The organism is Bacillus weihaiensis, assembly GCF_001889165.1.
Taxonomy (GTDB): Bacteria; Bacillota; Bacilli; order Bacillales; family Bacillaceae; genus Metabacillus; species Metabacillus weihaiensis.
This window is the reverse complement of sequence record NZ_CP016020.1, coordinates 3,771,752-3,786,880: the sequence shown is the minus strand read 5'-3', so window position 1 is coordinate 3,786,880 and position 15,129 is coordinate 3,771,752. Positions and strand designations below refer to the sequence as shown.

General features: G+C 38.4%; 16 protein-coding genes. 13 read left to right on the top strand and 3 right to left on the bottom strand.

The annotated features are described in order from the left end of the window. Positions 1-50: 50 nt before the first annotated feature. On the top strand, positions 51-518 hold the full coding sequence (locus A9C19_RS18220) for a methylated-DNA--[protein]-cysteine S-methyltransferase (protein ID WP_420835801.1): 468 nt from the start codon (positions 51-53) through the stop codon (positions 516-518). Between the two features lie 200 nt (positions 519-718). Here the strand turns inward: A9C19_RS18220 and A9C19_RS18215 are convergent, their stop codons facing one another. After that, positions 719-1,183: a DinB family protein gene (locus A9C19_RS18215; protein WP_072581250.1), complete on the bottom strand. Its 465-nt coding sequence runs from the start codon at positions 1,181-1,183 to the stop codon at positions 719-721. Between the two features lie 154 nt (positions 1,184-1,337). Here A9C19_RS18215 and megL point away from each other — a divergent pair, with 154 nt between their 5' ends. Together megL and A9C19_RS18205 are read left to right on the top strand one after the other, a co-directional pair. Then, a complete protein-coding gene (gene megL, locus A9C19_RS18210; RefSeq protein ID WP_072581249.1) occupies positions 1,338-2,525 on the top strand; it encodes a methionine gamma-lyase in 1,188 nt (395 codons plus the stop codon). A gap of 242 nt (positions 2,526-2,767) precedes the next feature. Further along, positions 2,768-3,931: an iron-containing alcohol dehydrogenase gene (locus A9C19_RS18205; RefSeq protein WP_072581248.1), complete on the top strand. Its 1,164-nt coding sequence runs from the start codon at positions 2,768-2,770 to the stop codon at positions 3,929-3,931. Between the two features lie 374 nt (positions 3,932-4,305). On the opposite strand, the gene A9C19_RS18200 is transcribed toward A9C19_RS18205, so the two are convergent. Continuing rightward, complete coding sequence (locus A9C19_RS18200) at positions 4,306-4,563, bottom strand: hypothetical protein (RefSeq protein ID WP_145925817.1); 258 nt, start codon at positions 4,561-4,563, stop codon at positions 4,306-4,308. Between the two features lie 587 nt (positions 4,564-5,150). On the opposite strand from A9C19_RS18200, the gene A9C19_RS18195 reads away from it, so the two are divergent. The 3 genes from A9C19_RS18195 (at position 5,151) to A9C19_RS18185 (ending at position 6,718) form a co-directional block, all read left to right on the top strand. Beyond that, positions 5,151-5,942 carry a chymotrypsin family serine protease gene (locus tag A9C19_RS18195; protein ID WP_145925816.1) on the top strand — a complete coding sequence of 264 codons (792 nt, stop codon included), beginning with the start codon at positions 5,151-5,153 and terminating at the stop codon, positions 5,940-5,942. A 31-nt stretch (positions 5,943-5,973) separates the two neighbouring features. Beyond that, a complete protein-coding gene (locus A9C19_RS18190) occupies positions 5,974-6,303 on the top strand; it encodes a hypothetical protein (protein WP_072581245.1) in 330 nt (109 codons plus the stop codon). 64 nt (positions 6,304-6,367) lie between these two features. Further along, complete coding sequence (locus A9C19_RS18185; RefSeq protein ID WP_072581244.1) at positions 6,368-6,718, top strand: hypothetical protein; 351 nt, start codon at positions 6,368-6,370, stop codon at positions 6,716-6,718. Between the two features lie 64 nt (positions 6,719-6,782). Here the strand turns inward: A9C19_RS18185 and A9C19_RS18180 are convergent, their stop codons facing one another. Continuing rightward, a complete protein-coding gene (locus tag A9C19_RS18180; protein WP_267888733.1) occupies positions 6,783-7,001 on the bottom strand; it encodes a DUF3139 domain-containing protein in 219 nt (72 codons plus the stop codon). A gap of 348 nt (positions 7,002-7,349) precedes the next feature. Between A9C19_RS18180 and A9C19_RS18175 the strand changes: the two genes are divergently transcribed. The 7 genes from A9C19_RS18175 (at position 7,350) to A9C19_RS18145 (ending at position 14,855) form a co-directional block, all read left to right on the top strand. After that, entirely contained in the window at positions 7,350-9,128 is a 1,779-nt protein-coding gene (locus A9C19_RS18175; protein WP_072581242.1) for a helix-turn-helix domain-containing protein, read from the top strand. A 126-nt stretch (positions 9,129-9,254) separates the two neighbouring features. Next, complete coding sequence (locus A9C19_RS18170) at positions 9,255-10,565, top strand: Zn-dependent hydrolase (RefSeq protein ID WP_072581241.1); 1,311 nt, start codon at positions 9,255-9,257, stop codon at positions 10,563-10,565. 173 nt (positions 10,566-10,738) lie between these two features. Further along, entirely contained in the window at positions 10,739-11,659 is a 921-nt protein-coding gene (locus A9C19_RS18165; RefSeq protein WP_233499199.1) for a TRAP transporter substrate-binding protein, read from the top strand. Between the two features lie 54 nt (positions 11,660-11,713). Beyond that, positions 11,714-12,238: a TRAP transporter small permease gene (locus tag A9C19_RS18160; RefSeq protein WP_233499198.1), complete on the top strand. Its 525-nt coding sequence runs from the start codon at positions 11,714-11,716 to the stop codon at positions 12,236-12,238. Continuing rightward, a complete protein-coding gene (locus A9C19_RS18155) occupies positions 12,216-13,490 on the top strand; it encodes a TRAP transporter large permease (RefSeq protein WP_072581240.1) in 1,275 nt (424 codons plus the stop codon). The genes A9C19_RS18160 and A9C19_RS18155 overlap by 23 nt, the downstream gene beginning before the upstream one ends. Positions 13,491-13,581: 91 nt before the next feature. Continuing rightward, positions 13,582-14,400 (top strand): DUF3100 domain-containing protein, encoded by an 819-nt coding sequence (locus tag A9C19_RS18150; RefSeq protein WP_072581239.1) that lies wholly within the window; start codon positions 13,582-13,584, stop codon positions 14,398-14,400. A 2-nt stretch (positions 14,401-14,402) separates the two neighbouring features. Further along, on the top strand, positions 14,403-14,855 hold the full coding sequence (locus tag A9C19_RS18145; protein ID WP_072581238.1) for a hypothetical protein: 453 nt from the start codon (positions 14,403-14,405) through the stop codon (positions 14,853-14,855). Positions 14,856-15,129 lie beyond the last annotated feature (274 nt).

Sequence of the window (15,129 nt, the reverse complement as noted above, 5' to 3'; positions counted from 1 at the left end):
AGAGCCTAGAATATAAAAGAGATAAGTCGTGAAGTGGAGGAGATAGATTAGTGGAAACGTATGTTGGGTATTATCATTCACCAATTGGTCTAGTAGAAATCATGACAACAGATGATGCAGTTCTTTCTGCTACCTTCGTAGAGAAAGAAGCTGATAGACAGGATACTGTAGAGATTTTGGAAAGAGCGATTCAGCAGTTTGATGAATATTTTAAAGGGGTTCGTAAAGATTTTGATCTTCCTTGTCATGTAGAAGGAACAGAATTTCAAAAAAATGCGTGGAATGCGTTACGAAAGATTCCTTATGGAGAAACAAAGTCTTATAAGCAGCAAGCGATACTGATTGGAAATGAGAAGGCGACAAGGGCGATAGGAAATGCTAATAGTAAGAATAAGATTAGTATTGTGATTCCATGTCACCGAGTAGTAGGCTCAAATAAGAGTTTAACTGGCTATGCTGGTGGAATTGATCGAAAGAAATGGTTATTAGCGCATGAACAAGGGGTTTTGGCTAAGTGATTGGTAAAGAAATAGAAGGCTTTAAAAGAAGTGCCGGGCACCTTGTCGGATCAACGATATGCAGATTTCTCAAATGTATATAATTGATTCGATTGGAGGGGGCCTGGCTCTTTGTTTTATCCCAGTCTCTTTTCTGTTTTTTCATAAGTCGGTAAAACTAGAGTTTTGCCGTTTTCAAAGCTACTATACTGGTAGATTGTTTAAACAAATTTTTTAAGAGATTTAATGATACCAATATGCATTCCTTCATGATAGAAGGAGAAACGGTAAAATTCGATTCCGGTGTTTAACGTATAGCCAGATGATGTGGTGTAAGGATTGTTTACCGGTTCAGCTAGATTATCAGGGATGACAGAAACATAGCGGTCGAGTTGATCTTTTAACAGGCTAATAATCTCTTCGATACTTGGCACAGCTGCATCCCAGTTACTTGGTGCTGTTCCTGGATTAAAGTAGGTCCAGATGGATTGGGGAAAGTAGGGCTCTGAGTTTGTCATTCGCCCGTAAAACCGTTCGCCAACTACATAAATATGACCTAAATTCCAATGAATATTATGCGGAAAGCCATCTGGAATTTTACCCATTTGCCTCTCTGATAAATCTCTTACTAAATGAAAGGTTGTTTGACGTATGAACCTCATTTCTGAAAAAAGCGTCTCGCTCATCCTGTTCACTCCTTTGCTTAGTCGGTGTCTGCACTTCCCGGTTTATGTCGATTTTCGACAAATCTCGGGAAGTGACAGGAACCCATACAAAATAATGGTAATATACTATGTGAAGGGTGTAAATTGGTTTTTATGGAAATGAGGGGGAGAGATGATGAGGGAAGAGAACGGTTATAGTTTTGAGACGAAGGCTATTCATTCGGGGTATGAGTCAAAGGAGCATTTTGATAGTTTAACTCCGCCGATTTATCAGTCGTCAACGTTTACATTTTCCTCGGTTGAACAAGGGGGAAAGCGATTTGCCGGAGAAGAAAGTGGATATATTTATTCAAGACTTTCTAATCCCACGGTATCTGTCTTAGAGGAGCGGATGGCACAGCTAGAGCAGGGGGAGGCTGCCCTTGCCTTTTCATCTGGGATGGCTGCGGTTTCTGCCGTTCTAATCAGCTTAACCAAGGCACATGATCATATCTTATGTTCAAGAGGTCTATATGGCTGTACTTTTGGATTACTTGACATGATGCAGGAGAAATATCATATTGAGCACTCTTTTTCAGATTTAACCTCCAAAGAAGACATACTTACTATGATTCAGCCAAATACGACCTGTATTTATATTGAGACACCTATTAATCCAACCATGCAATGTGTGGATTTGAGTGTCGTGTCTCAGATTGCAAAGGAAAAAGGAATAAAGGTGGTCGTCGATAATACCTTTTTAACGCCTTATCTTCAAAAGCCTCTTCAGCTAGGCTGTGATCTTGTCATCCATAGTGCAACAAAATATATTGGCGGACATGGTGATGTCATTGCAGGCATTGCAGTCGGAAGAGAAGAACTGATAGGCGAAATCAAAAGTACGACACAAAAGGATATTGGAGGAGTCCTATCTCCGTTTGATGCATGGCTACTTATTCGAGGGTTAAAAACATTAGCAATCAGGATGGATCGTCACTGTGAAAATGCAGAGCACATCGTGGAAAGGCTCCAATCACATCCGAAAATAAAAAAGGTCATGTATCCTGGGGACCCTAAGCATACAGCAACGGAATCAATGAAAAAGCAAATGAAAAAAGGTGGGGGACTTATTTCATTTGAGCTAAAAGGGACCTTTGAGGATGCGAAGAAATTTGCAAATCAGCTTCAGCTTATTTCAATCGCTGTAAGTCTTGGTGATGCCGAAACACTTATTCAACATCCGGCTTCTATGACTCATTCGGTAATCCCTGAGGAAGCAAGAAAAGAGATGGGAATAACCAATGAGCTATTACGATTATCGGTAGGGCTTGAAAGCTGGGTAGATATTTGGCAGGATCTAGAGCAAGCATTGGATTGTATATAGAAGGAAAGGTTCATCTCATAAGGGGATGAACCTTTTTAGTTTTTAAAATAGTACTCTTGAAATAAAGAGACCATCACAAATTGAAGGTGTTAGCTTCTTATCTAGAGTTGTTTTTAAAAAATACCCTGGAGAAGAGCGAAAGTGGCCCGTCATTATCACGTACACTTGGTTTTTAAGTCAATGTAATTGCTTTCATTTAGTGAAAGAGAGTAAGATAGAGACGAAACCAGGAGGGGATAAACATGCAAAACTTTACGTTTAGTAATAAAACGAAAATCATTTTTGGTCAAGATACTGAAAAGACAGTCGGTCAAGAGTCTGTTGTGTTTGGGAAAAAGCTTCTTTTACATTATGGTGGTGGGAGCATAAAAGAAAGTGGCTTGTACGATACCGTTATTCAATCCTTAAAGGAGCAGAATATCGAGATTTTTGAGCTTGGCGGAGTGAAGCCTAATCCAAGGCTTAGTCTGGTGAGAGAGGGGATTTCTCTTTGTAAGGAGCAGGATATTGAGTTTATTCTTGCTGTTGGGGGAGGAAGTGTCATTGACTCTGCCAAAGCGATTGCTGCTGGTGTGAACTATGATGGTGATGTGTGGGATTTCTTTACAGGTAAGGCATCGGTGACAGATTGCCTGCCAATTGGTGTTGTTGTGACGATTCCTGCAGCGGGAAGTGAATCAAGCACGGGTACTGTTATTACAAATGAAGATGGTTGGTATAAGAGAGCAACTGGGCATCTTGCAATGAGACCGCAGTTTGCTGTATTGAACCCTGTTCTTACATATACGCTGCCTTCCTATCAAACGGCTTGTGGTGTAACCGATATGATGGCACATATTTTAGAAAGATATTTTACAAATGTGAAAAATGTGGAATTAACCGATCGTTTAAGTGAAGCAACACTTAAGACGATTATTAACAATGCACATAAAGCTCTTGAGGAGCCAACGAACTATGACGCAAGAGCAGAGATTATGTGGTCTGGCACAATTGCTCATAATGATTTGTTAGATACAGGACGTATTGGGGATTGGGCGAGTCATAATATTGAGCATGAGTTAAGCGGAATCTATGATCTTGCGCATGGGGCTGGACTTGCCATTATCTTCCCTGCGTGGATGAAGTATGTGTATAAACAGGACGTAAACAGATTTGTTCAATTTGCAAACCGAGTGTGGGACGTAGAAATTGATCTTAACGATTTAGAGAGAACGGCCTTAGCTGGCATTCATAAAATGGAAGAGTTCTTCCAATCGATCGGTATGCCAACAACTCTTCAAGAAGTCGATATCGACGAAACCCACTTTAAGGAAATGGCAACCAAAGCAACCGAACGTGGCCCACTAGGAAGCTTTGTCAAACTAAGCGCTGAAGATATTTATGAGATTTATAAACTAGCGAGATAAAGGCTGGTAGCGCGATGGTGCCTTGCACCACTCGTTTTTTCATGTTCCACATGCATAAATGCTTCACAGCTTAGATGGAATGTAACACGTAGATTAAAGCAACTCACACGAAAAAGCTCAACAGTCATGTTGGGCTTTTTTAAATGGGGAGGAATGAGCGCAACTATCCATTAAATGATAAGAAGAAGTTTTGATGATGTTTAATAATTTCGCTTTGTGCTTCTCTACTGCTTCTTGCATTCCATATGCAACCTTTAAAGATAATATGTATCAAGCCGAACAAATTAGTTTTATCCCTAGATCAGAATTAGAATAACATATTAAAAAAGCAACCAATTGAGGTCATTTGGTTGCTTTTCGATTCTTTATAAATTTTAATATCCAGATACCCGGAAGAATGTATGATTACCAATTACTACTCTTTCAACTACACGCTTAGGAGATTGTCCAGGGAAAGTGTATGTTAAATTACCAGAGCTATCATAACCATCTCGTGAAGCGAATACTGAATTTGTATTAAACCACAAGCTACGACCTACACTTTTTGTAACTGATGAAGGACTACTAGCAGCAGTATAACTATTGTTCCATTGTGTAGAATTTTGAGGACATCTTGCCAATGAGGTTGTCATACCTACAAAACCACCAGGTTGTTTTAATACTACATTACGAACATTAGTACTTCCAAATTCTAACATTTAAAATCATTATTATATCCCTAGCTGTAAGTATTGCTTACTGGGTTTTTTTTGAGGAAACTCCCTTTTTAATAAATGAATCACCAAATAACATTAATCAAGTGGAGATTGTAGAATATGGAAATGGTTTTGCAGGTGCAGAAAGAGCTAAATTTTTTTCATTGATAATCGGGGATCACAAGTTTATGAAAAAATAGTTGGTCTATCTAATAACCTGGAGCCTCATCATGAACAACAATATAATATAATTTGGGAAGATGACTATAAAGTCACAATTACTATGATGTATGAATATGAGACTAAAAAATTGTTTTATAATTTTAAAACCAAAGAGATTGAATTAAATAAAGAGTAAATTGAAAACTCGCATAGAGAAACAAGAAAATTTAGTACCACAAATAATTCGTTATATAAAGGAGTAGATTCCCAATGAAGAATTTGGTGGTCTTTATGTAGATCAAACATCTAAAGGAGTTGTTACAATTACTTTCACTAAAAACTTAAAAAATTATATGAAAGATATGAAAGAAATAAAAAAAATCTATAAAGATGATAGTAAAATAAAATTTAAACAAATGAAAAAAAGTGAAAAAGAATTACGTAGCTTAAATGATGAGATACGATTAGATAAAGATAACTTAGCAAAAGAAGGTATAGCAATAAATACATTAGTAACCGATGGTGAAACAAATAAAGTAATAATTGGAATTTACCCTTTAACTGAAGAAGCTAAAAAGAAGTTATTAACAAAGTTCAACTCTGATGAAGTAGAAATAGTAGAAGATAACGGTGAATTTGAAGAAGCTAGAACTAGTAAATATAGACCACTACAAGGTGGTTTAAATATTGATAATATTGAGTCTGGAAAAGGGTACTGTACACATGGTTTCTCAGCCAATTCCTCAAGTTGGTATTATGGAATTACTGCTGGACATTGTGGTTCTGCAAATGATCGCTTTAACCAGGGAGGATCATATTATGGCAAAGGATATATTTCTAAAAACTCTGGAAATGTAGATGCGGTGGCTATAACATATGGTCAAAGCTCTTATTCTAGTAATGATAATTATGCTGCAACAGATTTTTCTAGTTGGCAGGATGAATCTGAAGAATATGTAGTACAATCTGTTTGTATGAATGGCTCTTATTCCGGAGTTAGATGCGGGGAAATTACAAGTACGTATTATTCTATACGAAATCATTATGATATGCCTGCAGCAGACTACTATTCACAAGGCGGTGGTTCAACAAAAGCTTACACACAAATTGAAAATTTTGTAAATTCATTTAACCTTTCTCCAGTTACTTGGTAGAAAATATAAATACATTAGGAGTGTAAAAACGATGAAAAAACTTGCATCTATATTGATTTTCTTATTTCTTCTTACAGCTTGTAATAACAAAGTCAATGAAATTGAATCCAACATAATACAGATTGATGGTTCGGAAATAGCTCTTGATGTAACAAAATATGTTTCAAAAACAGATGAAGATATCGGTTATGATCTTCGAACTGTAGTAGAAAAAGATACTGAGATTATAGGAGAGGGTGGAGATATTTTAGCTTTAGAAGATCTTCAACCAGGACAAAGTGTGCAAGTGATTTTTGATAAACCAATCGATTTAACTGATGATAAAAATGTTTCATTGAAAAAGATTACGGTATTGCAATAGTATTAAAAAAGGTTGAACTTAAGTTCAACCTTTCAGACTGTAGACAAACTCATTAAAATTGAGTTTGTCTACACTGTTTACTTCTTTTAGTCCGCAAGCTGCAAAAGCAAGTACAAGTAATAATTTTCAGGTATCTAATCCTGACATTAAACATGTAACTGAAAAGGTTTATTTAAAGTTTACTGATGATGGTAAAACTCTAAAAGCAAGTAAAAGTGAAGTTGAAAAAATTAAACAAAAAGTAAAAGAAAGTTATAAGCAACATGAAAATGATAGCATATACAATACAAAAAAGATTGATCCTGCAACCTTAAAATCTAATCAAAAAGAAAAAACAAATAGTATAGAACCATTAGCTACCGAAGTTAGTTATGCTGAAGTAACCAATGATTATAGTATTCAACAGTACGAATAGAACAATTACACTAAAGTAACCATTACAAAATATTCATCAATATTAGATTCAGGATGTACCTGAATTATCTCTCCTCAATATCTGCGTAATCATATACATAATTAGGCTCATCTTTAAAAGTAACGTTTGCGATAAACAGTGTACCTTTCTGTATATTAGCTTTTACTTTTAAAATATCCTCTTCTTTATATTCCTTTAATAAATAAGCATATGTTTGCTCTTCTAAAGAATGGAGTTTATATTTTACATAACCAAAAATCAGAGATGGAACCATGATAATCAATACTATTAAGTTATTATTACAGCTGCCTTTTTCATAATGTTACCTCCAATCAAAAAATCTATTATTATTTCAATTTTATGAACATATCTAGATTTAATACTTATCTTGGACAAGTTCCATAAATTCTAAAAAACTTAACAATTATATGGAAAATAGCAAAAATAAGAATAACAACTCATATTTTTACTGATCCATTCGTTCCAATAACTTTTACTTTTTTAAGTGTAGCTTTTCATTCTTTCCAGTTAGGAGGTAAAGACATTTCGACAAGTGACAGGCACCTCTAACCAGTGTTAAGCTAGTAAGAATGAAAAACGAAGAATCAGAGGGTCATAAAGAGGTGAGTGGATGAATACGGAGAAGAAGTTGATGGGACTGATTAATTCGGTTCGGGTGTTAACGTCGACGCTGGATCTTGATGAGGTACTGAATCATTTGATTGAGGAGGTGTTGAATGTCATTGAGGGGGCGAATGCAAGTGTGTTGTTTTTGTATGATAAGAAGATTGATCGATTGTATGCAAAGACAGCAGCAGGTTTTGATATGGAGCATTTAAAGAAAATTTCACTTAAGCCTGGTGAAGGGATGAGTGGGAAAACATTCCTATCACGAAAGGGACGAATTTTTCTTTCAGAGACGGATACGGTTGAAGGGATGGAGAATATTAGCGATCATACGATGAAATATTACGGCGATGCGCTTGGACAGCTTCGCTATCCTGCGAGCGCACTTTGTGTACCCCTCATCTCAAAAGAAGATTGTATTGGTGTTTTGACGGTTGATATATACGAGAAAAACGTCCAGTTTGATGAAAGTGATTTGCAATTGCTCGAAACCTTTGCCGTTCAAGCAACAATTGCTATTGAAAATGCGATTCTTTTTTCGAGAAATGAACGAACGAAGAAGATGCATGAGGAGCTATCAAAGGTTTCTCTTTCACAAGGTGGCTTAGAGGAAATTACGAAAACATTAGCGGGTCTAATTGACAGCAAAGTAGCCGTTATTGATGAATTCCTCGATGTGATTGTATCCTCAACGGTACAGTCAGAAAAGACTGCGAAGAAGCTAGCTATCACCTATGAACGGTTGTTTGAACAAGCGATGAAAGATGAAGGAGTGATTTATGAAACGATTGAACTGGAGCAAAATCAACAAACCCGAGTTTATTTATTTCCAATTAAAACGTACAAATATACGATTGGCTACTTAACGATTTTCCTTGAAGGAGAAGCGATTCTAGATACAATTGATCGATTTGCTGTCGAACAGGCTAGTGTAATCTTTGCTCTAGAAATGAATCGTAGGGAAACGTCTACCATCAATGATTTAAAGTACTCAGGCTATATTTTGGATCAAATCTTACAAAATGGCTACAGTGCTCTTTCACACAATCAACTGTCAAAGATTAATTTTTTTGATAATCAAAATGATCGATATGTTACGGTTCAAGCCTACATTAAAGACCCTCTGCTATCAATAAAGGAATTCTCCGATAAGAAAAATCAGCTTATTAGGTATATCTACCGTGAAATCGCGGGGCTCCAATTTAAAACACTCGTGCTAGATAAGAATATGGAAGTGGTGTTCTTACTTATGGTGCCTAGTAGGGTAGAGGAAGCGGAGCTACAGCGACAATTAACAAAGGTTTTTAACCAGCTCCAAAAAAGAGCTAAAGAGATGTTAGACATATCTTTATTAGTTGGGATTGGCCGGATGGTTCCTCATTTAAAAGAAGTGCAATCTTCCTATCGTGATACGCAAAAGTGTATTGATTTTCTACAATCAACCAATCACCTGAACATGATCTTATCCTATCAAGAGCTTGGTACACAGCGCTTATTTTTGAAAACAGAGCGAAATGAGTTAAAGGATTTTGTGAACGATATGCTTGGACCGATTATAGCCTATGATCAGGAGAATTCAACAGAACTTTTAGCTACGTTAAAGGTTTACTTAGAATCCAATCAAAATATGGCACTTGCAGCTAAACGACTGTATGTACACACAAATACGATTAAATACAGGTTGAATACGATCAAGGAAATTGTAAGTATTGACCATTTAGATGGAAAAAAAGCGTTTGATCTACAATTGGGTTTATATGTCCAGGAATTCTTACAGCTCTAACTGTTTAGTGGAAAGCAACAAAAAAAGAATGTTCTGATTGTCCGATTCCGCTATTAAAAAATAGTTAGAATTATCATATAATTCAAAACAACACAAAAATTAGCGTGATGGTGTCAGGAGGATTATATGAATCAGGTTGTTTCAGAAAATATAGAATTACGAAATAGGCTACAGTCAGACTTTGATCATTCCCTTTCTCATTCTGGAATAAGTGGGGAAAGAGTTGCGAAGCGACTTGCAGAGCTTGGCCAAATTGGATTAACCGAAGCGGGTGGAGTGAATCGGATTTCTTTTTCCAAGGAGGAACGAGCAGCGAAGGAGCTTGTGAAGAAGTGGATGCAGGAAATCGGTCTTTCTGTGCGAGAGGATGGAGCGGGAAATGTCTTCGGTCGCCTTGAAGGTACAAAGGAGCTTCCAGTAGTTATGTCAGGCTCGCATGTAGATAGTGTTCCTACCGGCGGACATTTCGATGGTCCACTTGGAGTCATTGCTGCCTTAGAGGTTGCAGAGGCCTGGAAGGATACAAACTATCAACCGAAAAAACCACTTGAGGTCGTCGTGTTTACCGATGAAGAAGGAGCGAGATTTAACGGAGGATTAACCGGTAGTCGGGCGATGACAGGTGAAATGGATATCGACAAACAAAAGAGTTTACTAGATATCTATGGAGATCCCTTTGAAGAAGTAATCCAAAAGGACGGTTTAACGTTAGAGGGCTTTATAGAAGCGAAAAGGGACTTATCGGAAATTGCTGCTTATGTTGAAGTTCATATTGAACAAGGAAAACGACTTGAAAAAGAAGGTCTACCGGTCGGAATTGTCACTGGTATCGCAGGTCCATCCTGGTTAAATATGACCTTTAAGGGGGAGGCTGGTCATGCGGGAAATACCCCAATGAATGACAGAAGGGACCCCTTAGTAGCTGCGAGTGAATTTGTTTCAAAAGTAAAGGATTTGCCAAAAACGGTGAGTGATTCAGCCGTTGCCACAGTAGGGAAATTAGAGGTTTTTCCAAATGGAGTGAATGTAATTCCAGGCGAGGTAAGATTAACCGTGGACATAAGAGATATCCATTCAGAAACGAGAGATACATTAGCGCAGCTTGTGAAGGACTTAGCGAATTCAACAAGTGATAAATATGAGGTTGAGGTGGAGATGAAGGAAACATTGCATGTTGCTCCCGTCGCTGTACCTCCTGACATGCAACAAAAAGCGGCCCGCGCAGTAACGGAAACGATTGGAACTAAAGCTTATTACTTACCAAGTGGTGCAGGTCATGATGCAATGGCAGTAGGCCGTCACGTACCGATGGCGATGCTCTTTACACAGAGTAAGGCAGGAATTAGTCATAATCCAAAGGAGTGGTCAACATTAAATGATTGTGTTCAAACCATTCATGTTTTGAATCACTTTTTGAAACAGCTGTGTGAAGATTAATTCTTACGTAAAGCTAGAGAGATAAAAGACTATATTAGAGGGGGAATTATGATGAAAAAAATGAAAATATTTGCTTTTACAGCCATTTTAGCGCTTATTGTATCAGGTTGTTCAAACAGCGGCTCAGAGAAAACAGCCTCTGAGGGTGCTTCAGGTAAAGAGGAAGTGTACGAATGGAAGCTTGGCTGTGGAATTCGGGCCTTGAAAATGATTCAAAGGGTGCGGCTGCAAAGGCATTTAAAGAGTATGTTGAAAAAGAATCTGATGGCCGTATTACCATTGAGTTTTTCCCAAATGAAACGTATGCTACATCTCCAGAAATGATTGAAGCCGTTCAAGTTGGGGCGTTAGAAATGGCGATACCAGGCGCAAATGAGCTTGCGAATGTGGTTCCTGAGTACGCGGCACTTTCTCTTCCGTTTTTGACAGAGGGCTTTGAAGAGGCTCATGCAATCCTTGATGGTCCAATTGGTGACGAGCTAGAAGCGAAGGCAGATGCACAGGGCTTCAAAAGCTTAAATGATGTGGAATTAGGCTTTACCCAGATTACGAATAATGTTCGTCCTATTGAAAAGCCTGAGGATTTAGAGGGAATCAAAATGCGATCTCCTAACGATGTGAGTTTGATTGAAACGTTCAAAGCACTTGGGTCTTCCGTATCAACGATGGCTTACACTGAAATTTATAATGGGCTTTCACAAGGTGTTATTGATGGCCAGTTTAACCCACTGATGAATATTTTTGATCAAAATATGCACGAGGTTCAAGATTATCTTGCGATGACAAATCACACGTACTACTACTGCTACATGATTTTAAATAAAGACGTGTTTGAAAGCTTAGATGAAGATCTGCAAAAAATCGTCCTAGAAGCATCTGAGAAAGCAAAAGTAGCTTCACGTGAGCTTATTCAACAGAATGAGGAAGAATATGTAGAAAAAGCAAAATCAGAATTCAAAGAAATTACGTATCCAGACTTAGTGCCATTCCAAGAGGCGGTAAAGCCAGTTTATAAGGAAGTGGAAGAAGTAATGGGTGCAGAGATTATTAACGACATGCAAACTTTCCTAGAAGAAAAACGCAGTGGAAACTAAGACCAGCATGATGGATGGGGCCCTATAGGCCTCATCTTTTATAGGAGGATTGTTATGGTGAAAAATGTGAAAATCATTGATCGGTTCATGAAAGGCGTCGATCTATTTGCGAGTGCGATGATGGCGTTTTTGACCATTATTGTTTTTGCAGAAGTGTTAAGCCGATATGTCTTCAATTATCCGCTAGTTTATTCAAATGAACTTACCTTGCTTTTATTTCCTTGGGTTATTTTTATCGGGGCCATCTCGATTACAAAAAGTGAAGGCCATCTTTCGATTACCTTTTTCCGAGAGTTAATGCCTAAAAAGGTTCAAAAATGGATGTATCTTTTCTCGAAGGCCGTGATGCTCTATTTTTCCTTTTATATGATGATCTCAAGCTATGAAATCGCCAAAGCTGTTTCCCAACAGGTGATGCCTGTGTTAAGAATTTCAAAAGCATGGCTATACGCTTCTATTACGGTATCGTTCCTAGCGATTATGATTTTACTAGTCTACCAGATTATTTGCATACTACTAAACAAGCTTGAGCCACCTAGAGAGGAGGATATGCTACATGATTTGGATCATGATCATTAGTTTTTTTCTATTAATTTTACTAGGCGTTCCGATAGCCTTTTCAATGGGTGCTTCAGCCCTATTTTATATTATGGTTGAAGGCATCCCACTAGAAATGGTTGCCCAGCGCTTTTTTTCTAATACACAGTCCTTTGCTTTTCTAGCGATTCCTTTCTTTATCCTTGCGGGAAATTTAATGATTCATGGAAATATTGCACAGAGAATTATCAATGTTGCTAATTCAATGGTACGCCAGCTTCCGGGAGGACTTGGCTGCGTATCGGTCGTTACAAGTATGGGGATGGCAGGAGTATCAGGTTCATCCGTTGCTGACGCTGCTTCGACGGGAAGTGTGCTGATACCTGAAATGAAGCGAAAAGGGTATTCGGCATCGTTTGCAGCTGCAATTAATGCGTCAAGCTCCGTGGTAGGGATTATTATTCCTCCTAGCAGTACGATGATTATTATTGCCTGGTTAGCGAATTTGTCTGTTGCTCAAATGTTTATTGCCGGTATTATTCCAGGTGTATTAGTAGGTCTTATTTATTTAATCACAACAATCATCATATCCATTAGAAGAGGCTATCCAAGAGAAAGCAAGCCAACGTTTGTTGAGTTTGTAAGAAGTATCCGTAGTGCGTTCTGGGCGCTCTTACTTCCAATTATTTTAATTGGCTCTATCGTCTTTGGAATCGCAACTGCGACTGAAGCGGCAGCCATCTCGGTTATTTATGCACTTATTATAGGTTTATTTGTTTACCGAAGCTTAAACGTTAAAAACATTATGGCTTCTTTACGTGAGACTGTTCATGGAACGAGTATTGTCCTCGTGACAGTGTGTTCCTCGATGATCTTTACGTGGGTACTGATTTCTGAGGGGATTCCCAAACTGATCGCTCAAGGCTTACAAGGGTTAGGTCTTCCAGGTTGGGCGCTTATGCTTGTGATCGTTGCCATCATGCTTGTAGCAGGAATGATTATGGAGCTTGTTCCGAATTTATTTTTATTCATTCCGATCTTCTTCCCAATTGCAACTGACTTAGGAATGGATCCCATTCAATTTGCAATCGTGATGCTTGTAACCTTAGCACTTGGCATGTTTACACCACCTGTTGGCGCCACACTCTTTATCTCATGTTACCTTGCGAAGGTAGGGATTGAGAAGACAATTAAAGATGTCTTGCCATTCTTTATTGCAGGTATTTTTGTTGTTTTACTGATCACGTATCTTCCATTTTTAACATTATGGCTACCTGGACTATTCCATTCGTAACGGGTAAATGATGCAGCAGGGGGGCTTTGACCAATCTGCCTGCATTTTTTATAAGCTTCTAAAACCAATTTTCTTTAAAGGGGGACGCAAGATGTCAGAAGTACAAAAAGAAATGTGGAAGGATTGGCGACTCCATGCTGTTGTTTTCCTCATTGTGCTCGTAACCGAGTGGATTGGAATTCACCAATTTTCTTTAGGGCCTGGGGTTATTCTTTTATTACCAATGCTTTATGCCATCCTGATAGGTTTAGGGTTATATTTCACGCCGATCATAAAAGAGAAGCAGGCAAAAAATGCGGAACCGCTCATTGTCCTTGGGGTTACATTATTAATTGCTAAGATCGGAGTGATAATAGGCCCGTCTTTACCGAAAATTATTGAAGCTGGTCCAGCACTTTTACTACAGGAGTTTGGGAACTTAGGAACGATCTTCATTGCTTTACCAATTGCTGTTGCATTAGGAATGAAAAGAGAGAGTATTGGCATGACTCATTCTGTTGCAAGGGAGCCAAATGTTGGGTTAATTGTTGACAAGTTTGGCTTTAATTCAGCAGAAGGCCGGGGAGTAATGGCCATTTATATTTTTGGGACCGTATTTGGTGCCGTGTTTATGGGACTTATCTCTGGATTTTTAGCCACAATTACACCTCTGCATCCCTTATCCTTTGCAATGGCCTCTGGGATTGGAAGTGGGAGTATGATGGCAGCAGCGAGTGGCTCATTGGTAGCGGCCTTCCCAGCGTTAGAAACAGATATTATCGCCTTTGCTGGTGCTAGTAATCTTTTATCTTTATCAACCGGTTTATATATGAGTATCTTTATCGGCCTACCACTTACTGAAAAAATGTATGACCTTTTAACGAAACGTAGAGAGAAAAAGATGAACGCTTCTAAAGGGATGGGGGTTTAAGCATGCTGAAAAATATACAAGAGTGGACGTTGCTATTACTGATCTTTGGGGTGGTATCTTTAGTGGGGAACTGGGTAGGCTATGATATCCTCCCTCTTCAAGCGTTACCAGGAATGCTTGTTCTTCTGCTTGTTTGTCTTGCGGGGTTAATCATTCAAAAAATCATGCCGGGAAACATTCCAAGTGTGGCTTATATTGCCATCATCGGGATTGTCATTTCAATTCCAGGAGTACCTGGATCTGATGCTGTAGTAGCTTGGACGAACGAAGTGAATTTGTTAGCATTAGCAACGCCCATTCTAGCATACGCAGGGATTGCGATTGGGAGATCCTGGACTGACTTCGTTCAATTAGGATGGAGAAGCTTAGTCGTAGCTGTATGTGTTTTTGTGGGGACATTCCTAGGATCGGCGCTCATTGCTGAGGTCATATTAAGATTTCAAGGAATCATATAATAGAAGGGTAAGCGGCTGCCAGAGAGGTGAGATCCATTCATCACGGGCAGCTTTTTTAGTCTTACTATTATGAGGAAAGGGTGTTGTGAGTCACTTCCAGTGCTCATGAAACATGGAAACGTGAAAAGAAGGCGAGCTTGCATACTAGAACAGACCCCAAATGATCCTCGAGTTTGATAAGGATAAAGACCTTGCTAACGATGAGACTAGGACTATCGCATGTAGCTATTTTATGAGGAAAGACGGGAATTATAGGAAATGTTATCAACAAGAC